This window comes from Parabacteroides sp. KHUB-03, assembly GCF_056640975.1.
Genome location: NZ_CM153257.1, coordinates 481,428 through 501,481, shown reverse-complemented (window position 1 = coordinate 501,481; position 20,054 = coordinate 481,428). Strand labels below are relative to the sequence as shown.

General features: G+C 39.4%; 13 protein-coding genes and 1 pseudogene. 3 read left to right on the top strand and 11 right to left on the bottom strand.

The genetic code is table 11. The annotated features are described in order from the left end of the window. Positions 1–486 precede the first annotated feature (486 nt). Entirely contained in the window at positions 487–1,761 is a 1,275-nt protein-coding gene (locus tag ACYIB7_RS01970) for a 3-keto-disaccharide hydrolase (protein ID WP_394340844.1), read from the top strand. A 164-nt stretch (positions 1,762–1,925) separates the two neighbouring features. Further along, positions 1,926–2,210, top strand: a pseudogene (locus ACYIB7_RS01965) (LytTR family DNA-binding domain-containing protein); the annotation flags it as partial. A gap of 17 nt (positions 2,211–2,227) precedes the next feature. On the opposite strand, the gene ACYIB7_RS01960 reads toward ACYIB7_RS01965, so the two are convergent. From ACYIB7_RS01960 to ACYIB7_RS01935, 6 genes are all read right to left on the bottom strand, one after another. Next, a complete protein-coding gene (locus ACYIB7_RS01960; protein ID WP_480337956.1) occupies positions 2,228–3,247 on the bottom strand; it encodes a DUF4838 domain-containing protein in 1,020 nt (339 codons plus the stop codon). Between the two features lie 101 nt (positions 3,248–3,348). Continuing rightward, the gene (locus ACYIB7_RS01955) at positions 3,349–3,720 is read right to left on the bottom strand and encodes a hypothetical protein (protein ID WP_103983376.1); all 372 of its coding nucleotides are present in this window, start codon (positions 3,718–3,720) and stop codon (positions 3,349–3,351) included. Positions 3,721–3,836: 116 nt separating this feature from the next. After that, positions 3,837–4,505: a 3-keto-disaccharide hydrolase gene (locus tag ACYIB7_RS01950; protein WP_103983377.1), complete on the bottom strand. Its 669-nt coding sequence runs from the start codon at positions 4,503–4,505 to the stop codon at positions 3,837–3,839. A 25-nt stretch (positions 4,506–4,530) separates the two neighbouring features. After that, positions 4,531–6,219 carry a RagB/SusD family nutrient uptake outer membrane protein gene (locus tag ACYIB7_RS01945; protein ID WP_103983378.1) on the bottom strand — a complete coding sequence of 563 codons (1,689 nt, stop codon included), beginning with the start codon at positions 6,217–6,219 and terminating at the stop codon, positions 4,531–4,533. 19 nt (positions 6,220–6,238) lie between these two features. Further along, positions 6,239–9,424, bottom strand: a complete 3,186-nt coding sequence (locus tag ACYIB7_RS01940; protein ID WP_480337955.1) for a SusC/RagA family TonB-linked outer membrane protein — start codon at positions 9,422–9,424, stop codon at positions 6,239–6,241. A 258-nt stretch (positions 9,425–9,682) separates the two neighbouring features. After that, on the bottom strand, positions 9,683–10,780 hold the full coding sequence (locus ACYIB7_RS01935; protein ID WP_480337953.1) for a FecR family protein: 1,098 nt from the start codon (positions 10,778–10,780) through the stop codon (positions 9,683–9,685). Positions 10,781–10,920: 140 nt separating this feature from the next. Here ACYIB7_RS01935 and ACYIB7_RS01930 point away from each other — a divergent pair, with 140 nt between their 5' ends. Continuing rightward, on the top strand, positions 10,921–11,469 hold the full coding sequence (locus ACYIB7_RS01930; RefSeq protein ID WP_103983380.1) for an RNA polymerase sigma-70 factor: 549 nt from the start codon (positions 10,921–10,923) through the stop codon (positions 11,467–11,469). Between the two features lie 32 nt (positions 11,470–11,501). On the opposite strand, the gene ACYIB7_RS01925 is transcribed toward ACYIB7_RS01930, so the two are convergent. The 5 genes from ACYIB7_RS01925 to ACYIB7_RS01905 all read right to left on the bottom strand — a co-directional run bounded on the left by ACYIB7_RS01925 (position 11,502) and on the right by ACYIB7_RS01905 (position 20,053). Further along, positions 11,502–13,103, bottom strand: coding sequence for a DUF4855 domain-containing protein (locus tag ACYIB7_RS01925; RefSeq protein ID WP_480337951.1), 1,602 nt, complete (start codon positions 13,101–13,103; stop codon positions 11,502–11,504). Positions 13,104–13,109: 6 nt separating this feature from the next. Next, positions 13,110–13,907 carry a glycoside hydrolase family 16 protein gene (locus ACYIB7_RS01920; protein ID WP_103983382.1) on the bottom strand — a complete coding sequence of 266 codons (798 nt, stop codon included), beginning with the start codon at positions 13,905–13,907 and terminating at the stop codon, positions 13,110–13,112. A gap of 30 nt (positions 13,908–13,937) precedes the next feature. Further along, complete coding sequence (locus tag ACYIB7_RS01915) at positions 13,938–15,527, bottom strand: SusD/RagB family nutrient-binding outer membrane lipoprotein (protein WP_480337949.1); 1,590 nt, start codon at positions 15,525–15,527, stop codon at positions 13,938–13,940. Positions 15,528–15,540: 13 nt separating this feature from the next. Further along, positions 15,541–18,858, bottom strand: coding sequence for a SusC/RagA family TonB-linked outer membrane protein (locus tag ACYIB7_RS01910; protein ID WP_234999328.1), 3,318 nt, complete (start codon positions 18,856–18,858; stop codon positions 15,541–15,543). Between the two features lie 313 nt (positions 18,859–19,171). Then, entirely contained in the window at positions 19,172–20,053 is an 882-nt protein-coding gene (locus tag ACYIB7_RS01905; protein WP_103983475.1) for a PIG-L deacetylase family protein, read from the bottom strand. Between the last annotated feature and the right edge of the window lies 1 nt (position 20,054).

Below are 20,054 nucleotides of genomic sequence, written 5' to 3'. Positions count from 1 at the left end.
CTTCCCGAAGCCCTGTTCGGGGCATCGCTCATGCTTTCATTTCTTGTTCCGTTGTTACAACATATATCCATTTACATCATATTAGGCTATAAATATACATTATTTTGCGTTCCGCACCAAATAATAACCTATTAAAGAGCATGATGATAGCAGGAATAGCACCCAACGATTACAGATTGGCACAAAACTAAATATTATATTCTCCAATTATTAAGTTTCAAAATAACAACCACTCAAAGAAAAATATTTCATCCCGATCATTTTTATAAATCATCGGGATGATTTGCAAAAATGATCGGGATGACTAATTCCGTTCTCTCAAACAGGTTCCCTAAGAAGTGTATTTTGACATATTTCATCCTATTAACATCTATCCTGTTACATTCTTGTATTGACTTTCGGTTTTTATCTATATATTTGTGGCTGAAAAGTATTTAAATCTAATATTAATCTAACTTCTAAAAAATGGAATTTATTATGAGTAAAATGACTGCCACCAGTCTATTAGCTTCTTGTGCAGTTTCATTAGCCTTGTTCTCTTCTTGTGCCGAAAAAGAGCAAAACACGCTTTCTCCCGAAGAAGTTGCCGAAGGCTGGCAATTGTTGTTTGACGGTAAAACATTGAATGGCTGGAAAGATTACAACGGTACTACGCTTACACAGCCATGGCATGTTGTAGACGGATGTATTCAAGCTAAAGGAGACGGTAGCGATGCTAGCGGTTACATCGTTACAGACAAAGAGTATGAGAACTTTGAATTGTCTTGGGACTGGAAACTTTCCAAAGGTGGAAACAGCGGCATGTTGTATCATGTGGTTGAACGTCCACAGTATTCTGTTCCTTACGTAACCGGCCCGGAATATCAGTTGATAGACGAACCGAACTTCCCGGAGCCACTGGAAGAATGGCAAAAGTTAGGCGTAGACTATGCAATGCATCTGCCCGATAAAGCCAAAATGAAAGTAAACCCGCAAGGCGAATGGAACAACTCCAAGATCGTATTCGACAACGGCCATGTAGAACATTGGCTGAACGGAGAAAAAATTCTGGAATTTGAAGCCTGGACAGATGACTGGCATGCAAAAAAGAACAGCGGCAAATGGGCTAAGGCTACTGAATACGGATTAGCAAAGAAAGGTGTATTATGTCTGCAAGACCATGGTTATCCTGCTTCATTCCGTAATATTAAAATTAAAGAACTTCCACGTAAAACCGGACAAGAAGTTGTATTGTTCAATGGTAAAGACCTGACCGGATGGGAAGCCTATGGAACGGAAAAATGGTATGTAGACAATAATGGTTTACTGGTTTGCGAAAGTGGTCCAGACAAAAAATATGGTTATCTGGCTACACGCGATTATTATGACAATTACGATCTGACTGTTGAATTCAAACAGGAAGCCGATGGCAACTCAGGCGTGTTTATCCGTTCTTTCGTTGAAGATGGAGCAAAAGTAAACGGCTGGCAAGTTGAAGTAGCTCCTAAAGGGCATGACACAGGCGGTATTTATGAATCATACGGCCGCGGCTGGTTGATCCAGATTCCGGATGAAAAAGAAAACATACTGAAAGAAGGCGACTGGAACACCCTACGCATCAAAGTAAATGGCGACAATGTACAGACTTGGTTAAACGGTGAAGAAATGGTAAACATCAACGACGAAAAGATCGGTGCCGGACAAGGACGTATCGCATTGCAGATTCATGATGGCGGCGGAATTAAAGTTCGCTGGCGTAACCTGAAATTAACAACTCTATAATTTTATCTCAGACAAAGCAAAAAGAGATATTTTCAGATAGAAAGAGATCCCCCTACAGTCTTTTACAGATTGTGGGGGGATTTTTTATATACCAACTTTCTATCCCCCCTCGCCCCTTTCCCATCCGGCTTCATACACCTTATTTCCGGTTTCAGCAACTATTATCCGGTATTGCTTATTTTTATTCGGAGAATAAAGTAGTCTTTGCCGTAACAAAAAAAGGGCAGGAACATGCGATAGACTTCTCATTAAACAAACTTATGGAGCAACTGGACCCGGAACGATTCTTCCGGGCCAACCGACAGATTATTCTTTGCATAGATGCAGTAGATCATGCCGAACCTTACTTCAACGGGAAGATTATTGTGATTGTAAGACCGGCTTTCAAAGAAAAGATAACAATCAATGAAGAAAAGCTATCTTCTTTCAAACAATGGCTGAACTATTAGCTTTTCACTGCCCGGTTTTACTGTAAACGCTTCATTCCTTCACCATAATCTTTCAGGAAAGTCTGGTCAGGGTACTGTTGCCAATACCGGTCGTCCATATAAACAGCAAAGGAAGTAATGTTTTTAATACCGAATCCGGCATACGTTTCCAAATCAGACATAAATACGTCAGGATGCCAAGGCAGTTTAACAGCCGGTTTCTTCCAATCGCTAAACAAGGAAACATCCAGCCAGTATTCAAGTACAACTGCGGTTTCGGCCGGAAATACCTTTAAATTATCTTCCAAAAACCTTATGTTTTCGGCATGTGTCATACCTCTTCCACTAGCAGATTCGTCGGAAAGAGGTTTTTCCCAACTACGATAAAAAGGTGCAAACTCAAGGAAAATGCCATCGGCCGGTTTTACCTTCTTGGGAGCTTCCATAGTAGTATGGTAAGCAAGATGGGCTAACTGTGCTTTGGGATCAATCGTTTTAAGTCCTTGTATAATCCGGTTTTCTATCATCAAAGCCTGTTCGCTTCCGGAAAGATGAGCACATTCCGGACAAAAGCAAAGAGGTGCACCATCATCCAGCCAATAATAATAGCGATGATTAGTAGACGGAAGTAGTTTAGCATAATGAATTGCGTTTTCAGCTATTATATCCAATGCTTTAGAAGAGCTGGCACAACAATTGAAGTCGGCCACGCGATTCCCGTTTTCATCCATACGGAACAAGGTAGAGTCTTCTGAAAATAATTCCCTGGGTAATAATTCGTGGATAGCATGCAATTGATGTTCGACCTGAATGCCATATTTATTGCAATCGGCAAGGAACTTCTGCCCTTTTTCAGATTTGATAAAAGCTTCTACTTCCTTGGGAGTAACATGTGTACCAATAGTGTTTATACCGTTATCGGCAGCCAAGCGGGGCCAATCTACGGTTTCCAGATCGTGAACGGAGAGAACAACACCTCTCATCTTAAAAAACGATTCTTCGGAATGGCATGCACATAACAGCAGTACCAGCAAGCTTAACAGCAGTTTTTTCATCATGATATAATATTAAAGTTGACAGCTGATAAACAACAATGGACAGTCAAAAATATTGCGTATGCAACCGTCAACTGTCCACCGTCACCTTTCAAGTGAAATAATTATCTTCGTCCGTTTCCTTTGCGGTGAATCTTCTTTGCTGCCATCTTTTCCTGATATAATTTGTATTGTTCTTCAGTAAGAACTTTTTTCAGTTGAGCATCACGTTCTGTACGCATAGCCGTCATTTCGGCACGTTTTTTATCACGGACAACCTTTGCTTTTTCACGCTCGACCTTCATTTTATCAGCAAATTCCTGATTGATCTTACGGAACTCGGCAGCTTGTTTTTCATCCAATTTCAATGATTCGACCATCGTTTCATAACGTTTGGATGAATCATCGTTTCTTTTATCCATTCTTTTGCCATCGCGGGCAAATACTGAAACGGAACTTAATACAATAACTAAACACAAACCTATTACCTTTTTCATAAAACTATACCAATTCGTTTAATTAATACTTGTTTGTGAAGCGCTTCGAAACAATAGACCGAAAACGAGGCAAAAGGTTTAAAGGCAGCCTGATTTTTTTCAGGCTACCGGCTCTTTTACAATTGTTTAATCTTTATGTTGCGGAACCATATACCGGATTCGCCATGCTTGCCTTGAAAACCGATATAGCCTTTCGGTTGTATTTCGCAATATGGTTTAGGCAACCAGGCCGGAATATCTGTTCCGTCAGGATTTTTTGTACCGGAAGTCCAATCGGCCAGATTTGCCGAAACAATCTTTTTACCGTTTAGCTCCACATCAATTTGTTGACCTTTGGCTGTGACAGTCATCTGGTTCCAGTCACCCGGCTCCTTAACAACCAGCTGTTCATTTGCCCCTTTGTGTCCGAAGATAGCACCACAACGCAGATTTTCCGCAAGTTCTTTCCATTGTGGATGATGATCGTCGGCAATCTGGATTTCTATAGATGTAGGAATCCAGTCTTTTTTGTCCGGACAATAAATAACAACACCGCTATTAGTATTCACGTCTGTTTTGAACTCCAGTTCCAATACAAAATTTTCATACTGGTCTTTCGTCCAAATAGCCTGATCGGCATTAGCAGTCAAGATACCATCCTGCATACTCCACACGGCCTGGTCATAATCTGCATTCGACAAATCGTCGGCAAACAACGGTTTAAAGTCATTCTTTGTACTACAAGCTGCCAAAGTAAGGCAACACACAAATAAAGCTAACAGCTTTCCGATACTTGTTTTGTTCATAATGGTAATTTATATAGTTAAACAATTAAAAACCAGGTGTTGTTTGCTCTAACAATGGATTGGCATTGAGTGCCCTGTAGGGTATAGGGAAAACATCTTGATTTGATGCATCAGGGCTCTTGTCCCACCAAGTTCCTTCACTGAAACGGTTCCATCTTATCAAATCTATGCGACGGTGGCGTTCGCCTAAAAATTCACGCCCCAATTCATCTACAAACTCATCATCAGTCAGTTTTGCAAGGTTCTGTTCATAACTAAAACGAGGCCAATCTGCAGCCGAGAAATATCTCTTTCTCACAGCATCCAACAAACGAGCCGCACCCAATTTATCATTTGCCCGATACTTACACTCAGCCAATGAATAATAAATTTCCGCCAATCGTATTTCAGGAATAGAGTTCATTTGAAATAAATCTTTGGATTGAGGAAGCCAAGGAAATTTAATTAAACGATACCCTGTATTTTCCTCTCCATATATAACATGGGAACCTTTAGCTAGTCCGGCTTCCCCCTCTGAAAAACGGCCTACCTGATCTACATAAACCAAAGGCTTTCCGTTATATTCTTCTGTACCTGTAATGATCTCATCGGTATAGCCATAACCTTTGTCATAATCAAACTTATATTGCGTGCCCATAAGGAAAAAGCCTTCATAATCACCTTCCACACTCGTCACTCTAAACGGTTTTTTCCGAATATCCTCATTCGGAAATTTCTCAAATGGCATCCCCAGTTTGTCTTGGTAAAGATTGCCTCTCAAGTCTCTTGACGGAGCTAGATTTCCTCCATTCCAACCTTGCCAGTCATTATCCAAAGAATAACGATCCTGATAATGCATCCACATATTGTACATCCATGATGCTTCCAGATAATTTTTTTTATGGGCAAACTCAAATATGTTTTCCGGCGACTTGTATCCGTTAATACCAGCCCGGAAGGGACCGCGATAATCCGGATCGATACTATAACTACCGTATTTACCGTCTATAATTTCCTGAGCAACGCGCGCGCAATCATCATAACGGGACTTTCCCGTCCATTTTTCAGCATTTAGATACAAACGTACCAATATAGAGGCAGCCCCTCCTTGGTCGAGACGTGAAGAAGTTATATTTTTCGGCAACGCCGGAATAACAGCTAACAGTTCTGACTCGATAAAATCAAAAACTTCCTGAGGAGAAGATTGTCCTTTTATCTCATCTACTCCGGTAACTATAGGCACATATCTGAAAAAATCGATCAAAAACATATAATACCAAGCTCTAAGTCCACGTACTTCGGCAATATACTGATTTTTTACATTCTCATTTAATTTAAATCTAGAAAAATCTAATTTTTCAAAATCTGAAATCACATTATTGCACAACGTAACTCCCTTATAAGGCCCAACCCATGCATTATAAACAAAATTTTCCTGCACTGTCCATTTATGCTCATGTAAACGAACATATTCACCACCGTTATATCCATGCTTTCCACGGGTGGGAATCATTAATTGATCGGCCGTTACCTCCTGTAAAAAATAACGGGCATCTTCCCATCCTGTTTTATGAGCCCATGTATAATTGCTTGTCAGAGCAGCATAAACATTCTCACTATTTTGATAATAGTTGGTAGCCGTAATCTGACTGAAAACCTCTTCATCCAGATTCGTACACGAAACCCAAACGGAGCCAACTATACATAAACTTATTATATATTTAAACAGCTTCATAATAATAGATAATTTAAGGTTAATAAGATATTTGGATCCCAATTGTAAAAGAACGAGCCACCGGATAGACATTAAGACCGCTGACACCCGGTTCCAAGCCATTTATATCAACAGCCGTAGGGTCCATTACGGAATATCCGGTAAGCGTAAAAGCATTCTTTATTGTACCGTATATTCTCAAATTGCTAATCCAGTCTGTTTTTAAACTCGGAGTCCACCCTAGAGTAATATTATCAAGTCTGAAATAATTTCCGTTCTCCAGAAAGTAATCACACATCACCTTTCCCGAAGTAATATGTCCATTCTTCCCATAAGCATCTTTCAACAAATTAATACCCGGCTCCGCCATCAAACCATAATACATTTGATACATATTCAATATCTGATAGTCAAACTTTCCCTGAAAATACAAAGTCAGATCGAAACCTTTATAACGCAACGTATTCCCCCAAGTCAATGCATACCGAGGAGCTCCATGCCCAATGTTGCCTTTGTCGGCATCACTGGCAACCCCATTAGCCAGTATTTTCTCGCCTCCTTCTTTGGCATCCTTCCACACCAACATATTACCGCTCTCATCGACTCCCGCATATTTTAACCCCCAAAATGTTCCAACTTCCGTTCCATCTTTCAAACGCTGTGCATATCCGGGAAGTCCGGGAGCAGGCAAATAATAACGGTCCATATATCCCTTCTGATATGTACCATTTGAGAATTTATCCAATTTAGACTTGGTATAAGATACTATAACATTTGTTGAATAAGAAAAATCCTTTGTCCGGACTGCATCCCAATTCAGCGTTAGTTCGATGCCTTTTGAACTGGTAGAGGCTACGTTTGTAAATATCTGGTCATACATGAAAGGAGGAAGAGGAGCATCATAATTGGAAATAACGTCCTTCCCTTTCCGTATATAAGCATCAAGACTACCGGATAGCTTATTCTGAAAGAATCCGAAATCGAGCCCTAAATTATACGATATCTGTTTTTCCCAGTGCAAATCGGGATTGGGGTTATTTGCCGGTCCCCATGTCTGTATCCACTGTCCAAGATCATTCTGCCATCTTTCGCCCCCTTTATAACGAGCCAGTGCCGAATACATCGGGAAGCCGGAACGTCCCGTTGCTCCATACGAGAAACGAAGCTTTAATTCATCAATATTCTTAACAGACTTTATCACAGGCAAATTAGACAAACGCCATGCAGCTGAGGCCGCAGGAAACCAACCCCATTTATGATTAGCGCCAAATTTGCTATTCCCTTCATACCTGACGGAAGCAGTCAAATAATACGTATCATCATAGTTATAATTTAAACGGGCAGGAAAACCGATTGTCTTTTCTTTTTCTTTCAATGATTCCATACCCAAACGTCCGGAGGCCATATTCCAATCCCCCGCTTGCAGATTATTGTAAGAAAGCACATCAGAGGGAAAGTTCGCATTTTCTGCAAAAAACATCCGATGATTAAACTCTTGGTACGAATATCCTGCCATTAATTTAATGGTATGTTTATCTATTGAAGTGAAATAATTACCAATCCATTCAAAGGTATAATCCGTCCAGTTTTCATTCTGCAACCGAGCACGCCCCTGACGCATGTTATCTACAGATTCTTTATGCTTGGAATTGATGTACAGGCGTCTCAAATACTCTTGGCTTTGTCTTGCCAAAGAAACCTCGGTATTCAGATTAGGCAAAATATTCAACTTAATTTTAAAATCGGCAAGGGAGAACTGCCTATCTCCGCCATTTTCCTGGTCTTTTATATCTCCTACAGGATTGTAGGTGTCAAATCCGTACAAAATACTATATTTATCAGGATCGTCTTTATCCATCATCGGATGAGTAGGGTTCAGCTTAACTGCTTGCTGAAACACTTTATAGTCTACATATTCTTCATTTATTACGCGTGTAGACAAATTTCCACTCACTTCCAACAATCCTTTCAACGTTTTAGCAGAAAACCCCATTCGGACACCATATTCTTTTCGGGAAGAACCAATATCCAACCCCTCCTTCGTTTTGTAATTAGCCGAAGCCCGGAATGTTAGATTCTCTCCTCCACCGGATATGGCAACGTAGTGATTCTGGCCTATGTTATTTTTCCTCAATAACTGATCATACCAATTTGTATGACTGCCAAAATCTATATCTCTTTTATGTGCCAGAAACTCCTCTGCAGAAAGGACTTCCGGCTTATTAGCAACCATGTCATGATCCATATAGCCATCATAGGTAACAGAAACTTTTCCTGCCTTACCTTTTTTCGTCTGAATCAAAATAACCCCGTTAGCAGCGCGAGAACCATAAATAGCTGCCGCCGAACCATCTTTTAAAATTGTTATCGATTCTATATCCTGATTTGCAATGTTTCTCAAATCAGCTCCCGGCATTCCATCAACTATAACCAACGGCGTATTTCCCGCATCAATAGAAGAGGCACCACGCATTTGTATATTAGGAGATGCATTCGGATCTGCTGCTGCCGGATTTGAAACACTCACACCTGAAACTTTTCCATCAATCATAGACAACGGACTAGTAAACGCTCCTTGTAAAAAGTCTTTGCTGGAAACAGACGTAACCGCAGAAGTCAATTCCTTTTTTTCTACTGACCCATACCCTACTACAACGACTTCCGATACCTTCAATACATCCGTCTCCAGTTTTACAATTAAGCTTGTTTTCCCTTTCAATGGTATATCCTGAGTAATATATCCAATATATGAAACCTGCAATACCCCATTTCCAATATCCTGAGTCTCAAATTCAAATTTTCCTTCTATATCTGAAATACAGCCGAAGGAAGTACCCTTAACAAGGACATTCGCTCCAATTATCGGTTCTCCATATTCATCCAAAACACGTCCGGTTATTCTTGTCTTTTCATCAACCGGAACATTCATCTTTGTCAGAATCACATCCCTATCCACCACCTTATAGTGAACATCTGAGCCCTCGAACAATTGATTCAGCACAACAAAAACATCTGCATCCTGTGCGTTTACAGAAACTTTCCGGTTTACATTTATCAGCTTGCTATTGTAGAAAAACTGGAAGTCGGTTTGTTTCTCTATCGTTTCCAGAATTTCCGCCACTGTTTTTTCCGTCATGCGGATTGACAATGTTGCAGTTTGTGCATACGAATGAGAAGCGAATGCAATACTGATAGACATACACAGTAATAAACAGGTTAACTTCATGGTTCTCGTTAATTTAGGCACCCACCAGAATCTACCATAAAAGTGTGCACCAAGTTGGATATAACAATTCTTTGTCATATTTTTGTAGTGATTTAAGATTAAAAAATTATTTCTTTAGTTCGTTTTAAGACCTGCTATTGAATATTTCATACGGGAAGATGCTGGTAACATGTTTCCGTATGTTTTTATTCTGTAAGTCTGTCGGTTTTACTTTTCGGTTTTATCCATAGGCAAACTGATTTTATTAGACATCAATCATTATTTTTTATTCCAAAGGATAACTTTGGTTTTCGTTATTTTCTCGCTGTCATCCGTCAAGACATGATTTATCTTATAATCTATATTTGATGATATTTTCAAATAATCCAATATCTGAGATAATTGCCGGTTGACAAATGTACCAGTAAAACAATAGCTCTTAATAATCGCATCCTTAACCTCAAAATCGACATTATAGAAATAAGACAATCTCTTTAGAACTTCTGGTAAAGGGCTGTCCTTAAACATTAACTTTCCCTCCATCCACCCTGTATCATACATAGTATTTACTGTTTCTACATTCAAAGTATTAGATAATAAATCATAGGAGGCTCTCTCCGAAGGCAAAAGTGCCCTGCTAAGTTGTCCTTTTGCTGTTTTAATCTCAAGATCAATACGTCCGTTTACCAATGTGGCACATATCTTGTTTTCTCCGGCATATGCCTGCAAATTAAATTCTGTTCCTAATACTTTTACAGACATTTTGTCGTCAATTACGCCAACGATAAAAGGACATTCAGGATTATGCGTTACTTTAAAATAAGCTTCGCCTACTAATGATACTTTCCGTTGATCCTTATCATAAGGCAAAGGATAAGTAATCGAACTACCTGAATTTAAACACACGACCGTACCGTCCGGCAATTCCAGATTTGTACGCATACCGGCATTGGCTTGAACCGTAACTGACTGAGGCTTTATCAAACGTAACGCTTTAAAGTTCTTCATATCAACTAAAGTTACAGACAATAAAAATGCCCCAATAAAACAAGCGGCAACCGCAACAATACGGCGAAAATATAAATTGAAAGAACGTTTCTTCAATTTACTCTGAATCTGATTAAATGCTTTTAACGGATCACGATCAGCCAAACGCTTCTGTGTTCGCTGCGCAAAATAAATACGAGCGATCTGGAGAAGTTCTTTTTCATGTTCATTATTCTCTTTCAACCAGTCTTCAACCAGTCTCCGCTCTTCTGCCGAAGCTTCCCCACGGACGTATTTTAATAAAATTACGCCGCCCGGTTCCGTTAACTCATCATATTTAATTTTCTCTTCCATATAACCGCCTTCTATTAATAAGACAATACTTTCCATATCATACCCTAAACGAGTATGAAACTTTTTTCAGACATATGGCAATATTTTTTCTTTTCCTTTTGATTTTATGTAGTTTCATTTGTTTTTACAATTAAAAAATTACCTTTGCCTTACTGGGAAAAGTATATCTAATACGTATGGAAGACGCATCATTATTTGAATTAATGAGGATAGGAAATAAAGATGCTTTCAAACAGTTGTTTGTGAAGTACTACTCACCTTTATGTGAATTTGCTTCACAGTACATCCCTGATGAAGACTCAGAAGAACTAATTCAAGACCTTATGTTATTTATTTGGGAAACAAAAGAAAAACTCGTCATCGAAAATTCATTAAAATCCTACTTGTTTACTTCCGCCAAACATCGTTGTCTGAATGCTATAAAAAAACAAATCTATCATGAAAGAATACATTCCATACTCTACGAAAAACTAAAAGACCAATTTGAAAATCCGGATTATTACTTCATAAACGAACTGAGCCAAAACATCCAAAATGCAATTAATGAACTACCCGAAGGTTATCGCGAGACATTTACGTTAAGTCGTTTCGGTGAAAAAACAAACGCCGAGGTCGCAAAGACTCTCGGCGTTTCAATAAAAACGGTGGAGTATCGAATTTCACAATCTTTAAAAATACTCCGGATCAAACTAAAAGACTATCTTCTTCTCTTTATGTATTTATGACAAGTCCTGCCTGTCTTCCGTTTTTACCATAACTAATCAAATGACACTTTATTAAGTTTCAAAACAGATTCTTTCACTTGGGAATGTATTTCTATTTCCAGATAAAAAGGCTGATTGAACGGCCAATATTCTGTATCTCCGTTAAAGTCGTCATCCATAGAAAAAAACAAAACATCATTAACATATAGCTTTATATTTCCGGCCGTCCATTCACAAATAAAAGAATGGTAATCTCCCGACAAATTAAAAACAGGAAGTGTAGCTCCTTTCTTATTACCCGTCTCCCAATTTAATTCTTTGGAAAAAATTCCACCTTTTATACAATCCGGATACTTACCATCATACTCCAACAGGGTTATCTCTCCACTTTGTGCCCCCGAGCCATACAATCTTTTTACAGGTTTGAGGCGCACCGATACTTTTACATCGGGATTATCGGAAAGCAACTTCGCTTTTAACTCTATATAACCATATTGTTTTTCAAGCAAACCTTTCGTACTAACAATATAAGGTGTTTGTTGTGTTACTTTCCATATCGAATCATCCAAACCGACAATAAGATCTGAAGCCTCATGGATTTGCCTTCTTTTACAAACTAAAGAAGCCAACCTGTCTATTAATGCCCTATCTTTGAGATTTGAGGATTTTGAAAAACCCAATATGGCCCCTCCTCCTTCATAATAAGCAATAGCGGCATCGTCATAAACCCCATTTTTCTCAAAACGATCCAAATAAGCAACCAGACGATCATAAAAGGAATCTTTCTGACCAGCAAATACACGTTCATCAAACTCTACTTCAAGTCCCAGATTATGAGTACGTGCCAAACGGCAAGTTTCGTCAATCCGTTGATCCGGTATAGAGGCTTCAAAGAAATGGTTCGGTTGTGCATAAGCCACATCAAATCCTAATTCTTTCCAATCGCTATATCCCATCGCATTCCAATATGGAATCCAGTAAAACAAGAAATCTTTAGAACGTATATAATCTCCGATAGGAACAGTAAGTGCTTTGCTTGTAACTATATCTTCCGATACCCAATAGAAACCAGCCAAATCCAAATTAGCAAATCCTGCTTCTTTAAAACGTTTGGTCAATTCGTCAATATACCATCGACAAGCTTTTAATTTATCGGCATCATTCGAAAAATCCAAAGACTGTCCATCTAATGTTCCCCAATCTTTCTGATCAGGAATTGGTTCCGGTAATCCTATTACAACTTTATGGCGAAAAGAAGGGGCTCCAATTTCTTCAATCTGCGATTGAATACATTCGTTCAATGCATACAACGATTTACCTTTCTCAAAAACACGATCCATCAACCAAATCCATTCTTGCTTCCGGGCCGGCAGTTTCTCATAACGGGAAGCATAACAACGGCCTTTACCATCCTTAAATTCAAGAAATAAAAAGCCATCGAATAACCAGTTTTTATTGCCATCCGCATTCTGGTGGACAACATAAGGCAAAAATTGATCGGCTGTCCAATCCATACGATGTGCCCCTCCCTGATAAATCAAGACCATATCCGAAATATCCGTTTGTTTATAGCCTTTTACCAAAGGCTGGGAAAATAAATTCCCAGCCCAAAGTACACAAAGTAAAAATAACCCAGGCAAATATTTGCACCTCATACAATCTTACCTCTTATAAACCTTTACATAGTCTACTATAAACGTATCAGGAGCACAAGCATTCTTTATACCTTCCAAAGTTGCAGGAATCTCCATACTCAGAATCATATATTCGTCAATATTAGAAATACCGACAGTCTGCTCATGATATTTCAATCCATCTATAAAAAACGAATATTTCTGATCCGTCCATTCCAAAGCAAACGTGTGGAACCCTTCGGAAAGTCCTTCCAGGTAACTGGTCATCTGACCACTCGATTTCTGATTAGGTCCATAAGCCCAATGCAAGCAATGTGTCAACGTATCAGCACCTAACCCTTTGAAGTACTCGAAAATATCTATTTCGGTACCAAACTTACCCGGATCTTCTCCATTTGATATCTGTGGAGACTGGAACCAAAAGGCAGCCCAAGGTCCATCACCTTTTTGTAGTTTGGCACGACATTCAAAATAACCATAAGTCGTCATATAAGTTTCACCTGTTCCAACCATACTCGCCAGAACGCTATCTTTCTTAATGTCGTACATAAGTAATAGATTACCGTTCTCTACCTTTACCATAGACGGATCGTTATATCCAATACGCCGAGGACCGGTTTGACGACATTTCCATTTGGTCGTATCCAATTCTGTTCCATCAAAGTTGTCTTCCCAAACTAACTTATATCCATGGTCTTCTGGGACAAAAACGTCTTGAGTCAACGCATTATTAACTGGTACTTTCATTGTTTCTTTCTTACCCGAAGGCAAACAAGCACTCATCATACACATACATGTTGCTAAGACAGGAATCAAATTTTTCATATTATATCAGATTGTATTTAACGTACTACTTTATTTACATCTACCTGTATCCCACCAAACACGAACATGGCCTCCGTCACCTTTGCCGTTATTCAGGTTTTTATCGGTAGCATGAGCCTTATTAATACGCCGTTCTTCATCGGGGTAATATATTTTTTTAATAAATTCTCCGGGTTTGATATTCGAATCATCACATCTGACAATCGGTTTCAAATCAGGGTACCCTGTCCGGCGAAACTCAGCCCAAGCTTCGGCACCAACCGGATATAGCGCTAGCCATTTTTGAGTTATAATCTTTTTCAGGTTCGACTCAAAATCACCGGAAACATCCCAGGCTACGTTTCCCGTCGTTATATACGTCTCATCTTTTGTCAGATCCAAAAGCTTGGTATCTATACCATCTCTTGATTCTGCGAAAGAAGTCCGGATACCTTCTTCATAATTATCTTTGGCATTTCCGGCTCCATTCCACCCGCGAAGAGCAGCTTCAGCTTTCAAGAAACAGACTTCCGAATAGCGCATTACCGGATAGCGTTTGGTAATCCAGACACTTGTAGGATCTACTCCTGCTGTATTCCAGTTAGGGAAAAACATCATTCCATGTACATTCGAATTTTCATCCAATGTGTAGCCAGGCATAGCCAACTGATCTGCCGGCAATCCGTTTGGAACGCCTTTGTAAGCGGCTCCTTTTCCTTCTGTTACAAACAATTTCGTTTTTCCTATATAAAGTGTTTCACGGGGATCAACCACCGTCCCCGTATTTTCCAGAATATCGACCAATGTAGCACTCACCCTAAACTCACCCCAATGACTGATCGTAATTAACGGATACCCCAAGCTATTCCAATCATCTTTATTTGTCATACAGGTTGCACCATCATCTATTGAAGACATAACTCCGGCAGCCAAAGCCGCCTCACCTTCCTGGCGTGCTTTTTCAGGATCTATAAAAGAAAGACGTATCGCACACCGGAGACGAATTGAATTGGCAAACTTTATCCATTTAGAGACATCTCCATTATAAATAAAGTCGGAATTGCCTAATGCATTCTGGCCTTTCAATCCGCTTTGCAAAACTTCAACAGCTTCACGCAGTTCTTTAAAAACATCATTATAAATATCCTTTTGACTATCATACTTTGGTTGTTCGATATTTATTCCAGCTTCCGAATAGGGCATGTCTCCGTATATATCAGTCATCTTAGCCGAAGAATAAGCCAATATGATACGCATTAGTTGATAAGTCTGGACTGAATGCGGGTTTTCGGTTATCTGGCTACCTACCATTTTTATATTTTTCATAACTCCCGTATAGTGAGGCCCCCACAAACCTCCTGTAGGGTAAGCGTCTTCATACACATAACGGTCCACACTATAACCCGTTGATGTATTTGCAATGTATTGAGCATATAAAGCAACCCCTAATTGATCGCCCAACTGATAATTATCCCAAGCTATATTCGTAACTTTCCATGTAACAAAAGGAAATACCAATTCAGGATTAAGTGATGAAGATGCCAACGGGTTTTTATTTAATTCCACAAATGAATCTGTACAGCCAGACAACAAGCAGGCAAACAAACCTATGGTAAATATATTTTTTATTTTATTTTTCATAACTCAATTCGATTTAAAATTTAACATTCAAATTGAAGCCAAAACTTCTTGTCGGCGGCATAGATGAAATTTCAAATGCCTGTGCATAATCGCTACGTGAAAAGGCTCCTTCCGGATTTGACGGCGTATTTTTCTTTATAAAAAACAAATCGCGCCCAACGAGTGAAAATTTTACACTTTTCAATGGAGTTTTATCGATCCATGCTTTAGGTAAATTCCAACCGACAGACATTTCACGCATTTTTACATACGAACCGTCATATAAAAATTCTTCGGCAACACCGTCCGGGCCTCCCACTGTTTCATAAAATTGCTGAGAAGTAATAGCTACAGTATTAGGCTGGCCGGTATCCACACTGACACCCTTCACAACCAATCCTCCATCACGATGTGCTAACGTCCGTTCCGAATTACCCAATTTACAGGCATATGCATCTGTTACAGACACAACATCACCACCATGTTTTATGTCAATCAACATATTAAATATCACATCTTTCCAACGAAGAGTAGTAGATACAGACCCTGTCCAGTCTGGCATCATATTGCCAATTACCTTATCGCTTTCAAAAATTGGCAAGCCATCAGCATTAATTTTCATGTTGCCAACCTCATCACGAACATAAGCTTTTCCTATAATGTCGCCAAATTTTTCACCTTCCCGGACAACAACGTTACCAATGCGTACACCTCCCATATCCCAACGTTTCACCGTAGGATCCAATTTTATACAACGAGACATATTCGTACCCCAATTCAAATTTACATCCCATTGCCAATCTTTGGTTTGAACAGGTATAAAGTTAAGCATCAACTCGACACCATGGCTGGCCATTTCTCCGGCATTGATTAACTTCGTAGTATAACCGGAAGACTGAGCCACCGATATTCCCAATATCTGATTGGTAGTTTTTGAATTATAATACGTAAAATCCAAACCTATTCTTCCACTAAACATACGTAAGTCCAAACCAGTTTCATAAGAGTTGGTTGATTCCGGTTTCAATGTAGCCAACGGAAATCCGTTCGGGGCAGATGAACCCAATACGGGTGTAATAATTGTGTATACTCCATACACCGGATACAGACGATATGGACTTGTGTCATTACCCACTTTTGCCCATGAACCACGAATCTTCAGGAAAGAAATCTGTTCCGGCAATTTAACCATCTCCGATATTATCCCACTTAAACTAACAGAAGGATAGAAATAAGACCAGTTATCGGATGGTAAAGTAGAAGACCAGTCATTACGCCCGGTTAAATCCAAATAAACCATACTTTTATATCCGAACTGCACATTGCCTAAAACAGAATGAACCTCTTTTTTGCTGAAGCCTTCTTCCACCGTTTTATTCCCGCCGTTAGATATAGCAACTAAGCCAGGAACGGTAAAACGTCCGGAACGCGCATTCAGTACTTTACTCGTTTCCGCACGGAAAGCTGCACCCAAATTTGCCATAAGAGAAAAATCACCGAATGTTTTATTAAAGTTAAGCATAACATCCGAGTTTATTTCCTGAAATGTATTTGTATAAATCGTATATTGATTGCTGCCCGAATTATATGAAAACGGCATCATTATTCTCCGGTCGGTATCATACCAGTCCAAACCAACCTTACCGTTCAGGCGCAACCAGTCGGTGAAAATTATAGAAGCATTTATCTGGCCGATAAAGCGGTTCATGACATCTTTATTACCATTCCCTTTATAATAATAAGCATACGGATTAATGTATTCATTACTGGCTCCGCTCCAATTTACAGGATTTCCATCCAAGCCTTCCGGATTTTCCAAATCGACAGTACGGATACTTCTTGGCATTTTTATAAACTGGTTGGCAATACCATACTCTCCCTGATCCGGACGATTCCGTCCTTTCTGCCGGATATAATTAGCTTTCATCCCAACCTGCAACCATTGGTTCGAAAAATTAAGGTTGGCATCAATATACTGGCGAGTTAAATTATGAGAAGGCGTGACACCATTATTTCTGGAATCCGAATATGCCATACGTCCCGATAAAGATTTGCCTCCGGCAGCCAAAGAGACACTATTATTATAATTCACTCCAGTACGATAAAAATCCATCATCTGACTATTTTGCGGAGTCATAGCATATGGCTGATAACGATCATCTCCGTAAATACTGTTTCTCCAGTTCGGGACTGTCATACTACCATCCATTTCCGGTCCCCAACTTCCCTTTGCATCTATCGAATATTGCCCGTTACTACCCTGACCGTATATATTCTGCAGTTTATAAGATTCATAAGGGGTACTAAAACTTACATTTCCATTATATTCTATAGTTAAAGGCTGATCTATTTTTCCTTTTTTAGTCACCACAAGAATTGCTCCGTTTTGGGCACGGCTACCATACAACGCAGCAGCATTGGCTCCTTTCAATACCGAAATACTCTCAATATCTTCCGGATTAATTTCGGACGCTCCACCGGAATAATCCGGATTTCCCCATTCGGTCGCCTCCCCTTGCATATTATCACTAATCGGAATCCCGTCTACCACCCATAGAGGCTGGTTATTTCCACTTAGCGAACTTAAACCACGCATGATTACACGCGTCGATCCTCCCATTCCTGTGCCTGATTGTGAAATCTGCACTCCTGCCACTTTACCTTGCAGCATATTAGACACACTCTCCGAACGATTTTCAATCAAATTATCCGTCTTTATCTCCTGCATAGCGTACCCTAATGCCTTTTTCTCACGTTTGATGCCCATAGCCGTGACTACCACTTCGTTCAATTCTTCTATAGAGGAAGCTAGCACAACATCTATCCTATTTTTTCCATTAATTGGTACCTCTTGTGGTTTATATCCTATATAGGATACTTGCAGAATCGCATTACTATTTGGTACTTCTATCGAGAAATTACCGTCAATGTCTGTTATTACACCATTGGCCGTACCTTTTACTACCACATTCGCCCCAATAACAGGCTCTCCGCTTTTATCAGAGACATTACCGGTTATCTTTTTTTTCTGTTGGACATCTTTTGTTTCAACTTTATCTTTCAGAACAATATAGCGATCGCTAATTACGTATGAAATATTTCCATTTTTAAATAAAGTATTCAATATTTCGGTTACATTCTCTTTCTTAACGGAAATATCTACTTTGCGCGTTACATCTACCACCTTTTTATTGTATAAAAAACGGAATTCTGTTTGAGATTCTATCTGATCCAACACTTCCTCGATAGAAACATCATTCAGCTTCATTGTCAGTGTTGTTACTTGGGAGTAAGAGGTTGATGCCACAGATTGCATTACGCAACAAATCAATAGTATTAGACATATTCTCATAACCAGAAATGTTTTCGAGGCAAAAAAATGCCCTGTGATTTCCTTAATCGAACAAGATTTCATATTTTTGTATGTTTAGTTAGAAAATAAGGTTTATTATGCACATTTTTGAAACTAAATGATCTAAAGGGGAGGTGTACCAGACCTTCCCTTTTATATTTAGAATCAACTGAAATTTAAATTTATCCGCTGTTCAGTTTTTCCATATCCATTCGTTTTTAAGGTTAAAATTTATATTCTCTGATCTCTATAAATAAGACAGCGTACAAAAATTCTTCCACATTAGAAAAGGCTTGATTAACTTATATTAACACTATCTGGGTAACATCGGAAATAGTTGCAGGACTTCTTCCTTATCAGGCTCATTTCCATATTCACAAATCTCGAAAGCTTCAAAATAAGAGATATTTTTCACCTGCTTCGGAGAGTACCATTTAAGAGCCGGTTCACGGTATTTATCAGACATTTTCCTTCTCAACAAATGATCAGCTACAAGTTTTCTCCTGCCTGCTACATCCGCAGGTACATCTTCTTCATACCCTCCGTTCCAAGGCAACCATTCATATACCTGCGATTCGTGGGCACAAATTGCATCCAACTTCTGTTCAATCACAGGAGTTATGTCAATCACGATATCCGGTGAAAACGGAGCCGGTTTCTGAAAATTATCATGCATATATAAAAAAACCGGAGCTTTTAACAAAGGTTCGCCTCCCGGAACCATTAAAGGTACAGAAATCATATAAGCAGCATCCTGTACAATTGTCGAGGTATAACGGTGATCCGGGTGATAATCATTAGGACGATGTGTTATCACAATATCAGCCTTCCAATCACAGATCATGCGAATAACCGCTTTCCTGTTTTCTAATGTCGGCATTAATTCTCCATCATGGTTGTCCAGATTCTCATAAACAATGCCCAAACTACGGGCTGCTTCTTGCATCTCCTGTTTTCTACGAGCAGCCAATGCCTCCGGTTGCATTTGGTGATGCCCTTTATCTCCGTTAGTTAGAGAAACAAATTTCACCTTATGCCCCATTTTTGAAAATAAAGCCGCCGTACCTCCTGCATAAATATCACAATCATCCGGATGGGCACCAAACACAATAACCCGAACCGGTTCCCCGGCAAACATAAATGAAAGAAAAGAGGCAACCAACAAAAAGGCTGCTCCGACAATCAGTTTTTTCATA

Bases quoted from the DNA above. Each gene is read 5' to 3' on its own strand.
- ACYIB7_RS01950 (WP_103983377.1), bottom strand. From the start codon at position 4,505: ATGAACAAAACAAGTATCGGAAAGCTGTTAGCTTTATTTGTGTGTTGC.
- ACYIB7_RS01960 (WP_480337956.1), bottom strand. From the start codon at position 3,247: ATGATGAAAAAACTGCTGTTAAGCTTGCTGGTACTGCTGTTATGTGCA.
- ACYIB7_RS01925 (WP_480337951.1), bottom strand. From the start codon at position 13,103: ATGAGGTGCAAATATTTGCCTGGGTTATTTTTACTTTGTGTACTTTGG.
- ACYIB7_RS01955 (WP_103983376.1), bottom strand. From the start codon at position 3,720: ATGAAAAAGGTAATAGGTTTGTGTTTAGTTATTGTATTAAGTTCCGTT.
- ACYIB7_RS01940 (WP_480337955.1), bottom strand. From the start codon at position 9,424: ATGAAGTTAACCTGTTTATTACTGTGTATGTCTATCAGTATTGCATTC.
- ACYIB7_RS01905 (WP_103983475.1), bottom strand. From the start codon at position 20,053: ATGAAAAAACTGATTGTCGGAGCAGCCTTTTTGTTGGTTGCCTCTTTT.
- ACYIB7_RS01970 (WP_394340844.1), top strand. From the start codon at position 487: ATGACTGCCACCAGTCTATTAGCTTCTTGTGCAGTTTCATTAGCCTTG.
- ACYIB7_RS01915 (WP_480337949.1), bottom strand. From the start codon at position 15,527: ATGAAAAATAAAATAAAAAATATATTTACCATAGGTTTGTTTGCCTGC.
- ACYIB7_RS01920 (WP_103983382.1), bottom strand. From the start codon at position 13,907: ATGAAAAATTTGATTCCTGTCTTAGCAACATGTATGTGTATGATGAGT.
- ACYIB7_RS01935 (WP_480337953.1), bottom strand. From the start codon at position 10,780: ATGGAAAGTATTGTCTTATTAATAGAAGGCGGTTATATGGAAGAGAAA.
- ACYIB7_RS01945 (WP_103983378.1), bottom strand. From the start codon at position 6,219: ATGAAGCTGTTTAAATATATAATAAGTTTATGTATAGTTGGCTCCGTT.
- ACYIB7_RS01910 (WP_234999328.1), bottom strand. From the start codon at position 18,858: ATGAGAATATGTCTAATACTATTGATTTGTTGCGTAATGCAATCTGTG.
- ACYIB7_RS01930 (WP_103983380.1), top strand. From the start codon at position 10,921: ATGGAAGACGCATCATTATTTGAATTAATGAGGATAGGAAATAAAGAT.